Genomic DNA, 18587 nt, shown 5'->3' on the forward strand with positions numbered 1-18587 from the left:
AGTGTCAGATTTGGGGAGCGTGCGATGACCTTCAACGAGGGTATGCAGATCGACACCAGCACCGCGTCGTCGTCCGGCGGCGGGGGCGGCATGGGGATGGCCTTCGGGGGCGGCGGGGGCGGCATGGGGATGGCCTTCGGGGGCGGCGGCGTCGGGCTGCTGATCCTGATCGCGGCGCTGTTCTTCGGCGTCGACCCCGGCCGCGTGATGCCCCAGCAGCAGCAGCCGAACAGCGGCTACTCGGCGCCCGGGTTCGACCTGAATCAGTGCAAGACCGGGGCCGACGCGAACAAATACGTGCAGTGCCGCGTGGTAGCCACCGGCAACTCGGTGGACGCGGTCTGGCATCAGCTGATGCCGAAGTACACGCGCCCGCACGTGCGCTTGTTCAGCGGCTCGGTGAACACCGGCTGCGGGCAGGCCACCACCGCGGTGGGGCCGTTCTACTGCCCGGTGGATCAGACCGCCTACTTCGACACCGACTTCTTCCAGGAGCTGGTCGATAAATTCGGTTCCAGCGGTGGGCCTTTCGCGCAGGAGTACGTGGTGGCCCACGAATACGGCCACCACGTGCAACAGCTGCAGGGCCTCCTGGGCCGCTCGCAACAGGGCGCGCAGGGCGCCGGCGGTAACGGCGTGCGCACCGAGCTGCAGGCCGACTGCTACGCGGGCATCTGGGCGCACTACGCGTCGACGGTCAAGCAGGAGAGCACCGGGGTGCCCTACCTACAACCGTTGAGCGATCAAGACATTCAGGACGCCCTGTCCGCCGCGGCGTCGGTGGGCGACGACCGTATCCAGAAGGAATCGACGGGTCGGGTGAATCCCGAGTCGTGGACGCATGGTTCGGCCGCCCAGCGCCAGCATTGGTTCACCGTCGGCTATCAGACCGGCGACCCGAAGCAGTGCGACACGTTCTCCGCGACGAGCCTCGGCTAACCGACGGCCAGCAGGCCCCGCAGTTCGGCTCGACCCTGCTCCTCTAGCGGGAGCAGCGGCGCGCGCGGATTGCCCACGGGGAAATCGAGTAATTCCAGACCCGCCTTCACGGTGGTGGCCAGGCCGCCCGCCACGATGAACTGCAGTAGCGGCTTGAGGTCGTCGTAGATCTGCTGAGCCTTGTCGAGGTCGCCCGCGCGCACCGCCTCGTACAGGTCGATGCACGGCTGCGGACGCAAACAGGGTGCCGCCGTGCACCAACCGGACGCGCCGGCCTTCAGGGCGTCCAGCACCAACGGATTGCTGCCGTTGTAGAACGGCAGCAATCCGTTGGACAGCTCGGTGATGCGCTGCATCCGGGTCAGGTCACCGGTGGATTCCTTGACCATGGCGACGTTGTCGATCGTCTCGAACATGCCGACCAGAAGCTCGGGGCGCATGTCCACGCCGCTGGTGGCCGGGTTGTTGTAGGCGATGATCGGGATCCCGATCGCGTCGCTGACGCTGCGGTAGTGCTGGACGATCTCGCGTTCGGCCAGCTTCCAGTACGACACCGGCAGCACCATCACCGCGTCGGCGCCGGCCCATTGGGCATACTGCGCGCGGCGAATCGTCTTGGCGGTGGTCACATCCGAGACACCGACCACCACCGGCACCCGGCCCGCGACGGCGGCGATCGTGGTGTCGACGACGCTGTCGAACTCGGGTTCGTCGAGGTAGGCCAGTTCGCCCGTGCTGCCCAGCGGGGCGATCGCGTGGACGCCGGAGGACACCAGCCGCTCGACCAGAGCGGCCAGCCGCGTCGTGTCGATTGCGCCGGCCGCATCGCCGGTGAACGGAGTCACCGGGTAGGCGATGATGCCGTGGAACGTGGGCGCTTGGGCCTGCGACACAGACGGTCTCCTCGAATGTAGTTGACGGACAGCGGGTTTAGCCGGACAGGGCGTCGGGATGGCGCGCGAGCGCGCGGCGCGCGTAGTACGCGAAGTTGGCCTGGCTGCGCTTGGGCGTCAGCGTCCACTCGTGCGCCTCGCGGGCCAACTCCGCGGGCAGTTCCTTGATGGTGCCGGCGGCCATCGCAGCCAGTTGCAGCTTGGCCGCGCGCTCGATCAGGACGCCCAACGAGCAGGCCTCCTCGATGCTGGCGCCCGCGATCACGTGACCGTGGTGCGCTAGCAGGACCGCCTTCTTGTCGCCGAGGGCGGCGGTGATGATCTCGCCCTCCTCGTTGCCGACCGGCACGCCCGGCCACTTGGCCAGGAAGGCGCAGTCGTCGTAGAGCGGCGTGGTGTCCATGTGCGAGACGATCAGCGGGACCTCCAGCATCGACAGCGCCGCCACGTGGAAGGCGTGCGTGTGCACGATGCAACCGACGTCGGGTCGCGCGCGATAGATCCAGCTGTGAAAACGGTTGGCGGGGTTGGCCATTCCGTCCCCGTCCAGCACGTTGAGATCCTCGTCGACCAGCAGCAGGTTGGCGTCGGTGATCTCGTCGAAACCGAGGCCCAACCGCTGGGTGTAGTAGGTCCCGGGCTCTTCGGCGCGGGCGGTGATCTGTCCGGCCAGGCCGGAGTCGTGCCCGGCGTCGAACAGGGCGCGACACGTCAGCGCCAGCTTCTGCCGGGTGCTCAACTGCGAATCGGCGACGACGTTGGTTTGCAAGGCCGTCAGCTGTTCGGCGGACCGGCGCATCAACTCGGATTTCGAATCGGTGAACGTGCTGGCCATGTGACACAATGTAGCAGCTAAGAAACCTTGTGTCATAGGAGGCCATCGAGTGACAGCACTGCTGCGCCCCGTCCGCAGGCAACGCGGCCTGACCCTCGAGCAGCTAGCCCAGCAGACCGGCCTGACCAAGAGCTATCTGTCCAAAATCGAACGCGGCCAAAGCACTCCGTCGATCGCGGTGGCCCTGAAGGTCGCGCGCGCGCTCGACGTCGAAGTCGGGCGGCTGTTCTCCACCGAGGCGGCACAGGAGAAGATCACCGTGGACCGGGCGGCGACCCGCAAGGGCGAGGGCGCCCGCTATCGGATGTTGGCGCCGTCACTGCTGGGAAAGTCCATGTCGCCCTTCATCGTTCGGCCGACCGACCGGGTGTCCGACGATCCGCACCCCGAGCACGCGGGCCAGGAGTTCGTCTTCGTGCACGCCGGACGCGTCGAGCTCGACTACGGCGACCAGACCATCACGTTGGGCCCCGGCGACAGCGCCTACTTCGACGCGTCGGTCAGCCACAAGATCCGGGCGGTCGGCGCCAAGGCGGCCGAGGTCGTCGTGGTCGCGCAGACCGAGCCGCGATGACCGAGCTGCTGTTCTCCTACGGCACGCTGCGCCAGCCGGAGGTGCAACGGGCCACGTTCGGCCGCGAGGTACCGGGCCGCGATGACGCGATCGTCGGCTACGACCTGGACCACGTCACCATCAGCGATCCGCACGTGATCGCCACCAGCGGCAGCGACCGCCATCCCATCCTGCGGCCCACCGACCGGCCCGGCGCGCATGTCGACGGCATGGTGTTCGCCATCAGCGCTATCGAGCTGGCCGCCGCCGACGAGTACGAGGTGGACGACTACCGGCGCATCGCCGTGCCGCTGCGGTCGGGCCCGACGGCGTGGGTGTACGTCTTCGCGGGCTGACTAGCTGGGTTTGCAGGTGACGGTGGTGGTGGCGTCGGCGTGCGCGACCACCTGGCCGTCCACGGCGATCTCGCAGTGGAACTGGGCCGGGCCGTTGCCCGAATCCGGCCAGTGCAGCATGCCGCTCGCGCTGATGCTCGCAAACTGGGTCGGGTTCGCCAGGGTGGCGGTGTAGGTGACCGGCGCCCCGCTGAGTGGGGCCTGCACGCTGGTCATGAACTTCGACGGGTCCGCACTATAGGCCGCCTGGCTGGGCGGATCGGAACTCACGTAGTTGACGGTGGCGGTCAGGTTGTTGGGGCTGGTCACGGTGTAGGTCACCTGGTGGCCGGCCGGATCCGCATGCGCTGCCACCGGCCCGACCGTCGCTCCCGCGGCGGCCACCAGCGTCGCCACACACCCAGCCGATAGCACCCCGCTGGTCACTTTTCGCACGTTCGTCATATCGAAAACGCTACCGGATTCGTTACCGACGGTCCGGGCGTTCACCGCGCGATATGCCTGCGGTCGCCCGGCTCGGGTATGAAGCAAGCATGAGCGACGATCCGGAACGGGCCGACGGCGCTGCCCCGGCCGGTTCGGACCGCACACCCGCCCTCAGCCGGCGCAGGCTGCTGACGACCAGCGCCACCTCGGCGCTCCTCGGCGCCGGGATCGGCGGCGGCGCCGCGCTGCTGTGGTCGCACACCGGTGGGCCGGCCGGCTGGTTTCAGCCGGATCGCCACGGGGCGCCGCCGGTGGTCGGCGTGCACCTGCAATTCGGCAAGAACGCGAGCAACGAGGTGGTGGTGTCATGGCACACCACCGACGCGGTCCGCAATCCACGCGTCCTGCTGGGCACCCCGACGTCGGGCTTCGGGCGCACAGTCGCGGCCGAGACCCGTACCTACCGCGACGCCAAGTCCAACACCGAAGTTCGGGTGAATCACGCTCGCCTGACGAACCTGACCCCGGACACCGACTACGTCTATGCCGCGGTACACGACGGAGCCGAGCCCGAGCAGGGCACGGTGCGCACCGCGCCCTCGGGGCGAAAGGCGCTGCGCTTCACCAGCTTCGGCGACCAGTCCACCCCGACGCTGGAACGGTTGCCCGACGGCAGCTACGGCACCGACAACATCGGATCACCGGCGGCGGCCGACACCACGCTGGCGATCGAGCGCCTCGGCCCGCTGTTCAACTTGATCAACGGCGATCTGTGCTACGCCAACCTCGCGCAAGACCGCATCCGGACCTGGTCGGCTTGGTTCGAGAACAACACCCGCTCGGCGCGCTACCGGCCGTGGATGCCCGCGGCGGGCAATCACGAAAACGAATTGGGCAACGGGCCAGTCGGTTACGGCGCCTACCAGACGTATTTCACGGTGCCCGATTCCGGGGCCAGCCAGGAGCTGCACGGGCTGTGGTACTCGTTCACGGCCGGCTCGGTCCGGGTGATCAGCCTCAACAACGACGACGTGGCCCTCCAGGACGGCGGTAACTTCTACGTCCACGGCTACTCGGGTGGGGAGCAAAAGCGCTGGCTTGCAACCGAACTCGCGGCCGCCCAGCGCGACCCGGAGATCGACTGGGTGGTGATCTGCATGCACCAGACCGCCGTGTCCACCGCGGCCCGGGCCAACGGTGCCGACCTCGGCATCCGCGAGGAGTGGTTGCCGCTGTTCGACCAGTACCAGGTCGACCTGGTGCTCTGCGGCCACGAACATCACTACGAACGCTCGCATCCGTTGCGCGGCGCCCTGGCCACCGACACCCGCACACCGATACCGGTCGACACCCGCGGCGATCTCGTCGACGCCACCCGCGGAACGGTGCACCTGGTCATCGGCGGGGGTGGCACCTCGGCGCCGAGCAACGGGATGCTGTTCGGCCAACCGCAGTGCCGGGTGATCACCGGCGTCGGCGCTTTCGACCCCGCGCTCGGGCGAAAGGCGCCGATCTACGTCCTCGAGGACGCCCCGTGGTCGGCGTTTCGTGACCGCGAAAACCCTTACGGCTTCGTGGCTTTCGACGTCGATCCGGGGCAGCCCGGGGGCAGCACCTCGATCAAGGCGACGCATTATGCGTTGAGCGGACCGTTCGGCGCGGTGACCGCGGTGGACCAGTTCACCCTGACCAAGCCGCGCGGCTAAGGCCGGCCGGATCGCCCACGGCGGCGGCTCAACACAATGGCCGCAGGCGAATTCGACCCGCCATGAAATACTTCCGCAATGCAACCCTCAGCGCCTGGTCCAATTGCGAGCGGACGCCTGGCGGACTTCGTGGTCGACCGGCGGATGCTGCTGATCGCGGCCCTCGCGATGCCCATCGGGGCGCTTGCCGCGGGCGCGGCGTGGTGCCTGCTCCGATTGATCGGGCTGGTCACCAACCTCGTGTTCTACCATCGATGGGCCGTCGGCCTCGTCGCGCCGGGAGCGCAACCCCATCCGTGGTGGCTGGTCTTGGGCGCCCCCGTCGCCGGTGGTCTGGTGGTCGGCATCATGGCGCGGCTCGGCTCGGAGAAGATTCGTGGTCACGGCATGCCCGAGGCGATCGAAGCGATCCTCACCAACGGCAGCCGTGTCGAACCGAAAGTCGCGATCCTCAAGCCTATTTCGGCCGCCATCAGCATCGGGACCGGCGGCCCGTTCGGCGCGGAGGGACCGATCATCATGACCGGCGGGGCGCTCGGGTCGATCCTTGCCCAACACCTGCACCTGACCGCCGATGAGCGCAAGATCCTGCTCGTTTCCGGCGCCGCCGGCGGAATGGCGGCCACCTTCAATTCACCGCTGGCGTCCATCCTGCTCGCGGTCGAGCTTCTGCTGTTCGAGTGGCGGCCCCGCAGCCTGGTTCCTGTGACGGCGGCGGTCGTCGTCGCCACCGTGGTGCGCCAGTTCATTCTCGGCGCCGACCCCGTCTTCCCGGTTGTCACGCAGGTCACCCACGTCGGCTGGAGCATCGACCTCTGGGCGCTCGCCATCGGGGCATGTGGCGCGGCGGTCGCCATCGCCGCTACCCGGTTGGTGTATCTGGCCGAGGACGCCTTCTCGCGCCTGCCGATCCACTGGATGTGGTGGCCGGCGATCGGCGGCCTGGTGATCGGCGCGGGCGGGCTGATCGAGCCGCGGGCCCTCGGTGTCGGCTACGACGTGATCGACACGCTGCTCACCGGACGCGCCACCCTGTCCCTGATCGTGGGCATTCTCGTGGTGAAGACCATCATCTGGTCGCTGTCGTTGGGTTCGGGCACATCGGGCGGTGTACTCGCGCCGGTGTTCATGATCGGCGGTGCGCTGGGAGCGCTGGTGGGCCAATGGCTGCCCGAGGTGTTCCCCGGCTTCTGGGCGATCCTCGGTCTGGCCGCGGTGGTGGGCGGCGTCATGCGCTCACCGCTGACCGGGATCGTCTTCACCCTCGAACTCACCCACGCCTGGCCCGCGCTGCTGCCACTCATCGTGTCCTCGACCACGGCCTACGCCGCGTCGGTGTTGATCCTCGACCGGTCCGTGCTGACCGAGAAGATCGCCCGGCGCGGACTGCACCTGACCCGCGACTACACCACCGATCCGCTGGAAGCGTTCTTCGTGGCCGAAGTCATGCATCCCGAGCCGTCACCCCTGCCGACCGGCGGCACGGTGAGCACCCGCGACACCCTGCGGCACGCCGCGCACGTCCTCGCCGAATCGGGCGGCCGGGCACTGCAGGTCGTGTCGCCGGACGGCACCGAACGGGGTCATCTGCTGCTGCAGGATCTGCTCACCGCCCGCCTGCACGACATCAACGAAGACACCCAGCGCACGCGGGTCTTCGCTGCGTTCTCCCGGTGGCGGGTGTGATGCGGCGACACCCGCGCGCAGCTCAAAACAGCGTCGCCTGAACGGGTTCCGGTTCGACGGCCCTGGGCGCCTGCGCGAACGGGCGGTGGTCGCCGGCCAGCCGATGCTTCGCGATCAGCGGCGCGGCCCGCTCGCGCAGCATCTCGCGATAGCTCGGCGGCAGGTAGGCGCCGCGCCGGTACAGCTCGCGGTAGCTGCCGACCAGATCGGGATGCGACCGCGCCAGCCACGACATGAACCAGCCGCGGGTGGAACGGCGCAGATGCAGGCCGAACACCGTGACGCCGGTGGCGCCCGCGGCCGCGATGTCGGCCAGCAGCGCGTCGAGGTGCTCGACGGAATCGGTGAGGTGTGGCAGCACCGGCGCGACCATCACGTGGCAGTCCAGGCCGGCATCGCGGATCGCGGCGATGAGCCCCAGCCGCGCCTGCGGCGTCGGGGTGCCGGGCTCGACGTCGCGGTGCAGCTCCGCGTCGCCCACCGCCAGCGACACGGCGACCGACACCGGAACCCGTTGTGCCGCCGCGGCGATCAGCGGAAGGTCGCGGCGCAGCAGGGTGCCCTTGGTCAGGATCGACAGCGGCGTGCCGGAGTCGGCCAGCGCCCCGACGATGCCGGGCATCAGCGCGTAGCGGCCCTCGGCGCGTTGATACGGGTCGGTGTTGGTGCCCAGCGCGACGGTCTCGCGCCGCCACGACGACCGGCGCAGCTCGCGGCGCAGCACCTCGGCGACGTTGGTTTTGACCACGACCTGGCTGTCAAAGTCGTTGCCGCAGTTGAAGTCCAGGTATTCATGCGTGGGCCGCGCGAAACAGTAGCGGCAGGCGTGCGAGCAGCCGCGGTAGCCGTTGACGGTGTAGCGGAACGGTAAGGCGGCCGCTTCGGGAATCTTGTTGAGCGCCGATTTGCACAGCACCTCGTGAAAGGTGATTCCGTCGAATTGCGGCGCCCGCACGCTGCGCACCAGTCCGATCCGCTGCAGCCCCGGTAGCGCCCCGTCGTCGACGGGCTTACCGTTGACCGCCACAGCCTGGTTGGCCCACCGCATCCCTCTATTCGAACAGGCGTTCGATAGCGTGTCAAGGCCCGCGGAATGCTTGTACTTCCAATGTATCGTCCACCCGGGGGCTTGCGGCAAGGCCGGGGGTCTGGCGCAAAATCGCTGGTCTAGACGGGAAACTGGCGGAGGGTACGTGGCAGAAGACGACGACGAACTGCGGTCCGAGCAGGACTACGTGACGGGGCTCTACGAGCGGCTCGACGCCGAGCGCGCCAGGGCGAAAGCCAACTATCGGGAGGCGCTGCTGGGCGACGGCGAGTCCCTCGCGGACCGCGACGCCGAGGTGCGGGCGCTGGCCAGGGAGGTCAAGCGCCTCGACGTGGCCGACTACGGCCTGTGCTTCGGGCGGCTCGACGCCCTCTCCGGCGAGCGTTCGTACATCGGCCGCATCGGCCTGTTCGAGGCGCACAACGACTACGAGCCGCTGCTGCTGGACTGGCGCGCGCCCGCGGCGCGCCCGTTCTACACCGCCACCGCCGCGAGCCCGGAGAACATGCGCAGGCGCCGCCAGTTCCACACCCGCGGGCGCCGGGTGGTCGAGTACACCGACGAGACGTTCGGCCGCCCCGGCGGTGACGCGCAGGGCGACGCGGCTCTGCTCGCGGCGGTCAACGCGCCCCGCGGGGACGGCATGCGCGACATCGTGGCGACCATCCAGGCCGAGCAGGACGAGATCATCCGGCTCGATCACTCGGGGGTGCTGGTGATCGAGGGCGGCCCCGGAACCGGCAAGACGGTCGTGGCGCTGCATCGTGTCGCCTACCTGCTGTACACCCAGCGCGAACGGATCGAGCGCCACGGCGTGCTGGTGGTGGGGCCCAATTCGGCGTTCCTGAACCACGTCGACCGCGTGCTGCCGTCGCTCGGCGAGTCCAGCGTGGTGTTCTGCACACCCGGCGATCTGGTGCCCGGGCTGCACGTCACCGCCGAGGACACCGCGGACGCCGCGGCGTTCAAGGGCTCGCTGAAGATCCTCGACGTGCTGGCCGCGGCGATCGCCGACCGGCAGCGACTGCCCGAGCGCCCGCTGGAGATCGAACTGGCCGACGTCACGATGCGCATCGACGCGGAGATCGCCGGGTGGGCGCGCGACGAGGCGCGCGGCAGCGGTCAGCCACACAACCAGGCCCGCGCGGTGTTCGTCGACATCCTCAGCTGGGCCCTGACCGAACGGGCGATCGCCCGCATCGGCCGCGGCTGGTTGACCCGCGAAGACCGCACCGCGTGGGAACAGCTCCGCCAGAACCTGCTCACCGAGCTCGCCGACAACGACCAGTTTTCCGCCGCGCTCGACCGGCTCTGGCCGACCCTGACGCCCCAGGAGCTGCTGTCTTCGCTGTACCTCTCCCCCGAGCGGCTGCACGCCGTGGGCGCTCCTCAGGCGTTGCTGCGGGTCGACGGCGACGCCTGGACGGTGTCGGACGTGCCGCTGCTCGACGAGCTGGTCGACCTGCTGGGCCGCGACCAGGCGGCCGTGGCCGCCGACCGGGCCGCCAAGCAGGAGCGCAATTACGAGGCCGAGTACGCCGCCGGCGTGCTGGACATGATGACCGCCCGCGAAGACCTGATGGACGACGAAGACCACCTGATCGCCCGCGACGTGATCCACGCCGAGGCCCTGGCCGACCGGTTCGTCGAGCGCGACACCCGGGAACTCGCCGAACGCGCCGCCACGGATCGGGACTGGACGTACCGGCACGTCGTCGTCGACGAGGCCCAGGAGCTGTCGGAGATGGACTGGCGGGTGCTGATGCGGCGCTGCCCGGGTCGATCCTTCACCGTCGTCGGTGACCTGGCGCAGCGCCGGTCGGCGGCAGGCGCGCGGTCGTGGGCGGCGATGCTGGAGCCCTACGTGCCCGACCGCTGGGTGTACCGGTCGCTGTCGGTGAACTACCGCACCCCGGCCGAGATCATGAGCGTCGCCGCCGCGCTGCTCGCCGAGTTCGCGCCCGACGTCGTGCCGCCGGAGTCCGTCCGCGCCTGCGGGGTTCGGCCCTGGGCCCGCACTGCCGCCGACGGCGAATTTGCCTCTGCCATCGAGGAATTCGTCCGCGACGAGGCTGGCCGCGTGGGCACCAGCGTCGTGATCGGCCCGCCGGATGTGCCCGGCACGGTGTTGGCGTCGGAGACCAAAGGCCTGGAATTCGACGCGGTTCTGGTGGTCGAGCCCCAACGCATCGTCGACGGCGGCCCGCGCGGCGCGGCCGAACTCTACGTAGCCCTCACCCGCGCCACCCAACGCCTCGGCGTCGTGCATCACGACCCGCTGCCACCGGCCCTCGCCGGCCTGACGGAATTGGGCGTTGAGGGCCATTGCAGCACAACCCATTCGCGTTCCGAGTAAGACAACGCGGCGCCCCCGGGAAAGGCGTCATGTTAAGACGACGTAAGCAAACTTTGCTTAGCCGCGACAAACCATGGGCGGTGGTAGATCATCAACATTGCCACTTGAGTAGCTCCATGGAAGGAACGAGAACATGGCTATTGGACGGGGCCTGGCCGCAACCGCTGTGCTCGCCTGTCTGGCCGCCGGTTCGGCCGGCCCGGCGTGGGCCGATACGCCGACGATGAGCGGCAACTACACCGCGACCGCAACGACTCCCAGCGGCCACACCATCGACAGCAGTTGGGCGGTCAACTCCTGCGGCAACGGGTGCCTGTGGGTCAAGGCCGGGCTGGGGGCCAGCCAGGCGCGTCTGGTCGACGGCCAATGGGTGATGGACACGATGAGCAACGTCAGTTGCACCGACGGCGGTTACACCCTGTACGGCACATCCACCCACACGACCTGGGACCCCACCACGCTGACGGGAACCGCAGCCCACACCTACGTCACGGGGGCCTGCGGCAATCCGCCGGGATTCACCCAGGTCGACCAGTTGAGCATCAAACAGGCGTCCTGACTTTCGGCCCTATCATCGGATAACACCGAACGTAAAGCGCTCGACGCCTTTTCGCACACACGGTCGTATTGAGAGTGCGTTTTATTTCATTTTCGTGTGGGTATCACCTCAGAGCCCCTCACGAAAGGACGCGATATGTTGCACTCCGTCATTCTGGCGAGTTCGGACCCCGTCGCTGCGGGCTTTATCCTACGCAGCATCAAGGGAATCTTCGTTTTTATCGGCAGCATTATCGCCGCAATTGTCTGCGCCGTGATCGCCGCGACGAAGGGCCGCAGCGCCATAGGTTGGGGCATTCTCGGTCTGTTCTTCTCGATCCTCACGCTGATCGTCGTCATCGTCATTCCCAGCAAGAAATGACGCGGGCCGCGTCGTAAAGTGGCGCGGCTGAATCCGGCTCAGCGGCCGAGCTTCGAAAGCACCTCGGCGACAACCGAATCGAACGGGATCGACACCTGCTCGCCGGTCGAGAGATCCTTGACCCCGACGGTGCCCGCCTCGATGTCGCGATCGCCCGCAACCAGCGCGACGCGGGCGCCGGAACGGTCCGCGGCGCGCATCGCGCCCTTGAGCCCGCGGTCGCCGTAGGCCAGGTCGGCGCGGACCCCCGACGCGCGTAGCTGCCCGGCCAGCACCGCGAGTTTGAGCTTGGCGAGCTCGCTCAGCGGCACCCCGAACACGTCGCACCGCGTGGTCTCCCCCACGGTCTTGCCCTCGGCCCGCAGCGCCAGCAGCGTGCGGTCGACGCCGAGGCCAAACCCGATGCCCGACAGGTCTCGTCCGCCCAGCCGCCGCATCAGGCCGTCGTATCGGCCGCCGCCGCCGATGCCGGACTGCGCGCCCAGGCCGTCATGCACGAATTCGAAGGTGGTCTTCGTGTAGTAGTCCAGCCCGCGCACCATCCGCGGATTGATGACGTACGGCACGCCTAGTGCGTCCAGATGCGCCAGCACCGTGTCGAAGTGCTGCTTGGCCTCATCGGACAGGTGGTCGAGCAACACCGGGGCGTCGGCCGTCATCGCGCGCACCTCTGGCCGTTTGTCGTCGAGGACCCGCAGCGGGTTGATCTGCGCGCGCCTGCGGGTGTCCTCGTCGAGGTCGAGCTGGAAAAGGAAGTCCTGCAACAGTTCCCGGTATTGCGGGCGGCAGGTGTCGTCCCCTAGTGAGGTGATCTCCAACCGGAACCCGTCCAGGCCCAGCGAGCGAAATCCCCCGTCGGCGACCGCGATCACTTCGGCGTCCAGTGCCGGGTCGTCGACGCCGATCGCCTCCACGCCGACCTGCTGCAGCTGGCGATAGCGGCCGGCCTGCGGGCGCTCGTAGCGGAAAAACGGTCCCGCGTAACACAATTTGACGGGCAGCGCGCCGCGATCCAGGCCGTGCTCGATCACCGCGCGCACCACCCCGGCGGTGCCTTCCGGTCGCAGCGTCACCGAGCGGTCGCCGCGATCGGCGAAGGTGTACATCTCCTTGGACACCACGTCGGTGGATTCGCCTACGCCGCGGGCGAATAGCGCGGTGTCCTCGAAGATGGGTAGCTCGATGTCGCCGTACCCGGCCCGGCGGGCGGCGCCGAGCAGCCCGTCGCGCACGGCGACGAATTGCGCCGAGTCCGCCGGGACGTAGTCCGGCACACCCTTAGGCGCCGCGAAGGCGGTGAATTCCTCGGTCACAGGCTCAGACCCTCGAGGAAGGGGTTGCCGCGCCGTTCGGCGCCGATGGTGGTGGCGTTGCCGTGTCCGGGCAGCACCACGGTGTCGTCGTCGAGCACCCAGAGCTTGCCCAGGATCGAGGTCAGCAGGTCGCGGCCGCTGCCGCCGAACAGATCGGTGCGGCCCACCGAGCGCTCGAACAGCGTGTCACCGCTGAACACGACGTCGGCGTCGGTCTTGGTCGCCCCGGCGACCCGGAAGACCACCGACCCGCGGGTGTGGCCCGGGGTGTGATCGACGTTGACCGTCACGCTGCCCAGGTCGATCTTGTCGCCGTCGCGGTCCAGCTCGACCACCTGCTTGGGTTCCCGGAAGAAGGCGCCCGCCATCAGCTGTGCCACCCGTGGCCCCATCCCGTAGATCGGGTCTTTCAGCATGAACCGATCCTCGGGGTGGATGTAGGTGGGGCAGCCGTAGGTGTCCGAAACCTTTTGCGCCGACCACATGTGGTCGATGTGTCCGTGGGTGAGCAACACCGCGGCCGGCGTCAGGCGGTTCTCGTCCAGAATCCGCCGCAACGGCCCCATCGCGCGCTGACCCGGATCCACGATGACGGCGTCGGTTCCGGGTCGCTCGGCCAGCACGTAGCAGTTGCACTGCAACACGCCGGCGGGAAATCCGGTGATCAACACGGTTAACAGTTTCCCATCCCGGGCGCCCGGCGCCGATGCGGCCCACGGCGGCGCGCGAAACGACTTTGTGACGGGGCCCCTTGACACGGCCGGCGGCGCCCCCATTAGCGTGGGTTTTCGTGCCGACTAACGAACAGCGACGTGCCGCCGCCAAGCGCAAACTCGAACGGCAGATCGAGCGCCGCGCCAAGCAGGCGCGAACCCGCCGAATCCTGCTCATCGCCGGTGGCGCGATCGCGGCCATCGCCGTGGTCGCCGCGGTGGTGATCACCGTGATGAACACCAGCAACAAGAACAAGAGCGGCAACGCCGCATCGACGACGACGCAGGCGACCTCCACCTCGCAGACGGGCGGACCCGTCCCGCCCGCTCCGGCGCTGCCGCCGTTCAAGCCTTCGGGCAACGTCGGTGCCAACTGCCAGTACCCGGCGACGCCGCAGGAGCCGGCCGCCAAGCCGGTCAAGCCGCCGACGCACACCGGCAAGATCCCGACCGACCCGGCGACGGTCAGCGCCAGCATGTCGACCAGCCAGGGCAACCTGGGCCTGATGCTGGCAAACAACGAATCGCCTTGCACGGTCAACAGCTTCGCGAGCCTGATCGGGCAGAAGTACTTCGACAACACCAAATGCCACAGGCTGACCACCTCGGCGACGCTGGGCGTCCTGCAGTGCGGCGACCCGAAGGGTGAAGGCACCGGCGGGCCCGGCTACCAATTCGGCAACGAGTACCCGACCGACCAGTTCGCGCCCAACGATCCCAAGGCGCAGGAACCGGTCGTCTATCCGCGCGGCACTCTGGCCATGGCCAACGCCGGTCCGGGCACCAACGGCAGCCAGTTCTTCATGGTCTACAAGGACTCCCAGCTACCGCCCCAGTACACCGTCTTCGGCACGATTCAGGCCGACGGCTTGGCCGTCCTGGACAAGATCGCCAAGGCTGGCGTCGCCGGCGGCGGCGAGGACGGCCCACCCGCCAGCGAAGTTCTGGTCAAGTCGATCCTGCTCGACTAAACCCGTAGCGGCGCAACACGAGCCACGCCGAAAGGCGGGCTCGTGACCCGTCAGGCGGTCGAGACCTTATGGTCAGTGCGTGGCGACGGATTCATTCGGGCACTACGAACTGCGGGAGCTGCTGGGCCGCGGCGGGATGGGGCAAGTCTTCCGCGCCTACGACTCAGCCACCGACCGGATCGTGGCGCTCAAAGTACTCCCCCCGCACATGGCCGAGGACGACGAGTTCCAGCAGCGGTTCCGGCGCGAGGCGCGCATCGCGGCCAGCCTGAACGACCCGCACGTGGTACCGATTCACAGCTACGGCGAGATCGACGGGCGGCTCTATGTCGACATGCGGTTGATCGAGGGCCGCGACCTCGACCACTACATCGCCGAAAACGGCGGGCGCCTGAGCGCCGAGCGCGCCGTGGCCGTGATCGAACAGGTCGCCGCCGCACTGGACACCGCCCGCGAGGAAGGCCTGATTCACCGCGACGTCAAGCCGTCGAACATCCTGGTGACCAAGGCACGCGATTTCGTTTACCTGATCGACTTCGGCATCGCGCGCGCCGCGGCCGACACCGCGCTGACCCACACCGGGCACACCATGGGCACGGTGGCCTACATGGCACCCGAGCGGTTCAGGGGCGCAACGGATCATCGCGCCGACGTGTACTCGCTCGCGTGCGTGCTGTACGAATGCCTGGCCGGGACCCGCCCCTATCCGGGCGACAGCTTCGAAGAGCAACTCAACGGCCACCTCAACACCCCGGTACCGCGGCCGTCACTGGTCGCGCCCGGCATCCCGCCGGCATTCGACGACGTCGTCGCCCGCGGCATGGCCAAGGACCCCGACCAGCGCTACCAGACCGCCATCGAGTTCGCCGACGCCGCCCGAGCCGCACTGCCGGGCGCCGGCTACGCCAGCGCGCCCGGCACCGCGCCCTATGCGGCGGTCACACCCGCGGCCACACCCACACCGCCCAGCACCCCGGCCCCCGCGCGGCAGACGCCGCCGCAGCCGTCGTCGAACCGGCGACAGGCCATTGCGGTCATCGGCGGGGCGGTCTTCGCGCTGGTGGCCGTAATCGTCTTGGTCGTCGCGATCACGACGAAGGACGACAGCCCCGCGAGCAACACGACGTCGAGCACAGCGACGCGCGCCCGGACGCCGAAATTCGGCGCGCCGCCACCACCGCCCTCGCCCGGGGAATCCACCCCGGCCGCTGCCGTGGGGCCGCTGCCGGCGTTCGCGCCTCCTCCCGGCCTCGGGGCTGACTGCCAGTACTCGTTGTCGCCGGAGGGTGCCGCCAAGCAGGCCAATCTGCCGCCGTCCGGCCGGGTATCGACCACTCCACCGGTCATCAACGCCACCGTCTCGACCAACTTCGGCGACCTGGTCATTCACCTGTTCAACGCGAAGTCGCCCTGCGCGGTGAACAGCTTCGTCAGCCTGGCCCAGCAGCAGTTCTTCAACAGCACCACCTGCGCCCGAATGGTTCGCGCGCAAGAAGTTTCCGCGTCTATCCTGTGTGGCGGCCCCGCGCCCGATGGCACCGGCGGGCCGGGCTATGAGTTCGCCGACGAGTATCCAGTCAATCAATATGCGCCCAACGATCCCGCGCTGCGGGTCGGCGTGGACTATCCGCGGGGCACCGTGATCCAGGCCAACAATGGACCCAACACGAACGACAGCCAGTTCTCCATAATGTTCATCGATATCGAGGCGACACCGACCAATACGGTGCTGGGCGCCGTCGACCCATTGAGCTTCCCGGTCTTGGACAAGATCTCCGCCGTAGGCGTTGCCGGTCACCGCGAGAGTGGCCTGCCCGCCCAGCCCGTCAACATCAACTCGGTCCGGATCGGCTGAGCCGGGCCGCGTTGGATATTCGCGTCCTGCGCCGCTATACCGTTGCGGGCCTGGATCTTTCGTGACACCCCCGGCGATCGCCGTATTTCGGCCACGCGTGGCCGCGGGACTCGCATCGGCGAATTTGTACGTGACCACACGACGCGACGTGCCCTAGCGTTTATGGTCTTTGCGTGGGGACAGACACTTTCGGTCATTACGAATTGCGCGGCATGCTGGGCCGCGGCGGCATGGGGCAGGTCTTTCGCGCCTATGACGTCGCCACCGACCGGATCGTGGCGCTCAAAGTCCTGCCCCCGCACATGGCCGAGGACGACGAATTCCAAACCCGGTTCCGCCGCGAGGCCCGCATCGCGGCCAGCCTCAACGACCCGCACATCGTGCCGATCCACAGCTACGGCGAGATCGACGGCCGGCTGTATGTCGACATGCGGCTCGTGGAAGGCCGCGATTTGGAGGAGTACATCACCGAGAACGGCGGGCGCCTGAGCGCCGATCGCGCCGTCACGGTGATCGAACAGGTTGCGGCAGCACTGGATAGCGCCCGCGACGTGGGATTGATCCACCGCGACGTCAAGCCGTCGAACATCCTGATCGCCAGCGCGCGGGACTTCGTCTACCTGATCGACTTCGGCATCGCGCGCACGGCCGCCGACACCGCGCTGACCCGGGCCGGCCACACGATGGGGACGGTGGCCTACATGGCGCCCGAGCGGTTCAGGGGCTCAACGGATCACCGCGCTGACGTGTACTCGCTCGCGTGCGTCCTGCACGAGTGCCTGACCGGCCACCGCCCGTATCCCGGCGAGAGCCTGGAAGAACAGCTCAACGGGCACTTGAACACGCCGCCGCCACGGGCGTCGTTAACCGCGTCCGGTGTGCCCGCGGCCCTCGACGAGGTCGTCGCGCGCGGGATGGCGAAGGACGTCGACGAGCGCTACCAGACCGCAATAGAGTTCGCCGAAGCTGCGCGGGCGGCGCTGACCGGCGCCGGCTACGCGAGTACGCCCAGCCCGGCGCCGCCCACCGCCGCGCAGCCAGAAGCCATGCCAGGACCCCCGACCGCCGCGCAGCCAGCCGTGGCCGGGCCCCCGACGGGCGGCCAGGCGCAGCCGTATCTCGCGCCGGCACCTCCGGCGGGCGCCCAGCCGCAGCCGGTCGCGCCGAAGGCCTCGAACAGGCGCCTCATCGTGAGCGTCGTTGGCGGCTCGGTCCTCGCCCTGGGAGCGGTGACCGCACTCGTCATCGCGCTCATCAGCAACAGCCACGGCGCCTCGAACAGCGCCAACAGCACGACGGCGCAGAATCCGGTGCACCCGACTCGCACCAAGGCGCCCCGGCCGGGGGTGGGTCCGAGCAATGGTCCCGTCCCGGCGCTTCCCGCGTTTGCGCCACCGCCGGACCTGGGCGCCAACTGCCAGTACCCCGCGTCGGCGGACCCGTCCGTCAAACAGGTCAACCCGCCGCCCGCCGGCAAGGTGTCCACCAGCCCGGCGGTGATCAAAGCCACCCTCTCGACAAACGTCGGCGACATCGGTCTCGAGCTGGACAACGCCAAGGCCCCGTGCACGGTCAATAGCTTCATCAGCCTTGCGCAGCAACAGTTCTTCAACGGCACCCAGTGCGGCAAGCTGATCATCCAGTCGGACTTCGGCCTGTTGCAGTGCGGGGGCCCGGATGGCGAGGGCGGCGGGGGCCCGGGCTATGAATACGCCGACGAATACCCCATGAATCAGTACGGCCCGAACGACCCCATGCGCAGGCAGTCGGTCCTGTTCCCCCGCGGCACCCTGACCATGGCGCCATTCAACGGGCCCAATCCAAATGGCAGCCAGTTCAACATGATGTACAAGGACAGCGTCAGCGAACCGAACTGCACCGTGTTCGGCACGATCGACCAGGCGGGCCTGGCGACCATCGACAAGATCGTGGCCGCGGGCGTCGTCGGCAACGCCGAAGAGGGCATGCCCGCCAGCGCGGTCACGATCAACTCCGTGCGAATCGGCTGAGCCCCAACC

General features: G+C 68.6%; 17 protein-coding genes. 11 read left to right on the top strand and 6 right to left on the bottom strand.

Annotated elements, in window-relative coordinates; translation table 11 throughout:
- Nucleotides 1-24: 24 nt before the first annotated feature.
- The gene (gene ypfJ / locus MRAB57_RS25545; protein ID WP_077089826.1) at nt 25-939 is read left to right on the top strand and encodes a KPN_02809 family neutral zinc metallopeptidase; all 915 of its coding nucleotides are present in this window, start codon (nt 25-27) and stop codon (nt 937-939) included.
- Here ypfJ and MRAB57_RS25550 read toward each other — a convergent pair.
- Together MRAB57_RS25550 and MRAB57_RS25555 are read right to left on the bottom strand one after the other, a co-directional pair.
- Nucleotides 936-1832 (bottom strand): dihydrodipicolinate synthase family protein, encoded by an 897-nt coding sequence (locus tag MRAB57_RS25550; protein WP_077089827.1) that lies wholly within the window; start codon nt 1830-1832, stop codon nt 936-938. The genes ypfJ and MRAB57_RS25550 overlap by 4 nt on opposite strands.
- Before the next feature lie 37 nt (nt 1833-1869).
- Nucleotides 1870-2667 (bottom strand): aldolase, encoded by a 798-nt coding sequence (locus MRAB57_RS25555; RefSeq protein ID WP_077089828.1) that lies wholly within the window; start codon nt 2665-2667, stop codon nt 1870-1872.
- A 49-nt stretch (nt 2668-2716) separates the two neighbouring features.
- Between MRAB57_RS25555 and MRAB57_RS25560 the strand changes: the two genes are divergently transcribed.
- Nucleotides 2717-3241: a helix-turn-helix domain-containing protein gene (locus MRAB57_RS25560; protein WP_077089829.1), complete on the top strand. Its 525-nt coding sequence runs from the start codon at nt 2717-2719 to the stop codon at nt 3239-3241.
- Nucleotides 3238-3576 (top strand): gamma-glutamylcyclotransferase family protein, encoded by a 339-nt coding sequence (locus tag MRAB57_RS25565; RefSeq protein WP_077089830.1) that lies wholly within the window; start codon nt 3238-3240, stop codon nt 3574-3576. Before MRAB57_RS25560 ends, MRAB57_RS25565 begins: the two co-directional genes overlap by 4 nt.
- Here the strand turns inward: MRAB57_RS25565 and MRAB57_RS25570 are convergent, their stop codons facing one another.
- A complete protein-coding gene (locus MRAB57_RS25570) occupies nt 3577-4020 on the bottom strand; it encodes a hypothetical protein (RefSeq protein ID WP_077089831.1) in 444 nt (147 codons plus the stop codon). It lies immediately after the preceding gene.
- Nucleotides 4021-4109: 89 nt separating this feature from the next.
- Between MRAB57_RS25570 and MRAB57_RS25575 the strand changes: the two genes are divergently transcribed.
- Nucleotides 4110-5708, top strand: a complete 1599-nt coding sequence (locus MRAB57_RS25575; protein WP_077089832.1) for a purple acid phosphatase family protein — start codon at nt 4110-4112, stop codon at nt 5706-5708.
- Between the two features lie 78 nt (nt 5709-5786).
- Complete coding sequence (locus MRAB57_RS25580) at nt 5787-7394, top strand: chloride channel protein (protein WP_083743532.1); 1608 nt, start codon at nt 5787-5789, stop codon at nt 7392-7394.
- A gap of 22 nt (nt 7395-7416) precedes the next feature.
- Here the strand turns inward: MRAB57_RS25580 and MRAB57_RS25585 are convergent, their stop codons facing one another.
- A complete protein-coding gene (locus MRAB57_RS25585; protein WP_077089833.1) occupies nt 7417-8442 on the bottom strand; it encodes an Rv2578c family radical SAM protein in 1026 nt (341 codons plus the stop codon).
- Nucleotides 8443-8587: 145 nt separating this feature from the next.
- Here MRAB57_RS25585 and helR point away from each other — a divergent pair, with 145 nt between their 5' ends.
- The 3 genes from helR to MRAB57_RS25600 all read left to right on the top strand — a co-directional run bounded on the left by helR (nt 8588) and on the right by MRAB57_RS25600 (nt 11717).
- The gene (gene helR, locus MRAB57_RS25590; RefSeq protein ID WP_216823760.1) at nt 8588-10798 is read left to right on the top strand and encodes an RNA polymerase recycling motor ATPase HelR; all 2211 of its coding nucleotides are present in this window, start codon (nt 8588-8590) and stop codon (nt 10796-10798) included.
- Nucleotides 10799-10931: 133 nt separating this feature from the next.
- Complete coding sequence (locus tag MRAB57_RS25595; RefSeq protein WP_157900667.1) at nt 10932-11357, top strand: hypothetical protein; 426 nt, start codon at nt 10932-10934, stop codon at nt 11355-11357.
- A 135-nt stretch (nt 11358-11492) separates the two neighbouring features.
- Nucleotides 11493-11717 (top strand): deoxyribodipyrimidine photolyase, encoded by a 225-nt coding sequence (locus tag MRAB57_RS25600; RefSeq protein WP_077090858.1) that lies wholly within the window; start codon nt 11493-11495, stop codon nt 11715-11717.
- 38 nt (nt 11718-11755) lie between these two features.
- On the opposite strand, the gene hisS is transcribed toward MRAB57_RS25600, so the two are convergent.
- Nucleotides 11756-13030 (bottom strand): histidine--tRNA ligase, encoded by a 1275-nt coding sequence (gene hisS / locus MRAB57_RS25605; RefSeq protein WP_077089835.1) that lies wholly within the window; start codon nt 13028-13030, stop codon nt 11756-11758.
- Nucleotides 13027-13701, bottom strand: coding sequence for an MBL fold metallo-hydrolase (locus tag MRAB57_RS25610; RefSeq protein WP_077089836.1), 675 nt, complete (start codon nt 13699-13701; stop codon nt 13027-13029). Before MRAB57_RS25610 ends, hisS begins: the two co-directional genes overlap by 4 nt.
- A 119-nt stretch (nt 13702-13820) precedes the next feature.
- Between MRAB57_RS25610 and MRAB57_RS25615 the strand changes: the two genes are divergently transcribed.
- The 3 genes from MRAB57_RS25615 (at nt 13821) to MRAB57_RS25625 (ending at nt 18578) form a co-directional block, all read left to right on the top strand.
- Entirely contained in the window at nt 13821-14714 is an 894-nt protein-coding gene (locus MRAB57_RS25615) for a peptidylprolyl isomerase (protein WP_077089837.1), read from the top strand.
- Nucleotides 14715-14793: 79 nt separating this feature from the next.
- Nucleotides 14794-16569, top strand: coding sequence for a protein kinase domain-containing protein (locus MRAB57_RS25620; protein ID WP_077089838.1), 1776 nt, complete (start codon nt 14794-14796; stop codon nt 16567-16569).
- Nucleotides 16570-16742: 173 nt separating this feature from the next.
- Complete coding sequence (locus MRAB57_RS25625; RefSeq protein WP_281254394.1) at nt 16743-18578, top strand: protein kinase domain-containing protein; 1836 nt, start codon at nt 16743-16745, stop codon at nt 18576-18578.
- The last annotated feature ends 9 nt before the right edge of the window (nt 18579-18587 follow it).

Origin of the sequence: Mycobacterium rhizamassiliense, from assembly GCF_900157375.1 — a bacterium.
Classification (GTDB): domain Bacteria; phylum Actinomycetota; class Actinomycetes; order Mycobacteriales; family Mycobacteriaceae; genus Mycobacterium; species Mycobacterium rhizamassiliense.

Excerpts from the sequence above, each read along its gene's own strand:
- MRAB57_RS25580 (WP_083743532.1), top strand. The coding sequence starts at position 5,787 with ATGCAACCCTCAGCGCCTGGTCCAATTGCGAGCGGACGCCTGGCGGAC.
- MRAB57_RS25565 (WP_077089830.1), top strand. The coding sequence starts at position 3,238 with ATGACCGAGCTGCTGTTCTCCTACGGCACGCTGCGCCAGCCGGAGGTG.
- MRAB57_RS25570 (WP_077089831.1), bottom strand. The coding sequence starts at position 4,020 with ATGACGAACGTGCGAAAAGTGACCAGCGGGGTGCTATCGGCTGGGTGT.
- MRAB57_RS25555 (WP_077089828.1), bottom strand. The coding sequence starts at position 2,667 with ATGGCCAGCACGTTCACCGATTCGAAATCCGAGTTGATGCGCCGGTCC.
- ypfJ (WP_077089826.1), top strand. The coding sequence starts at position 25 with ATGACCTTCAACGAGGGTATGCAGATCGACACCAGCACCGCGTCGTCG.
- MRAB57_RS25595 (WP_157900667.1), top strand. The coding sequence starts at position 10,932 with ATGGCTATTGGACGGGGCCTGGCCGCAACCGCTGTGCTCGCCTGTCTG.
- MRAB57_RS25585 (WP_077089833.1), bottom strand. The coding sequence starts at position 8,442 with ATGCGGTGGGCCAACCAGGCTGTGGCGGTCAACGGTAAGCCCGTCGAC.
- MRAB57_RS25600 (WP_077090858.1), top strand. The coding sequence starts at position 11,493 with ATGTTGCACTCCGTCATTCTGGCGAGTTCGGACCCCGTCGCTGCGGGC.
- MRAB57_RS25575 (WP_077089832.1), top strand. The coding sequence starts at position 4,110 with ATGAGCGACGATCCGGAACGGGCCGACGGCGCTGCCCCGGCCGGTTCG.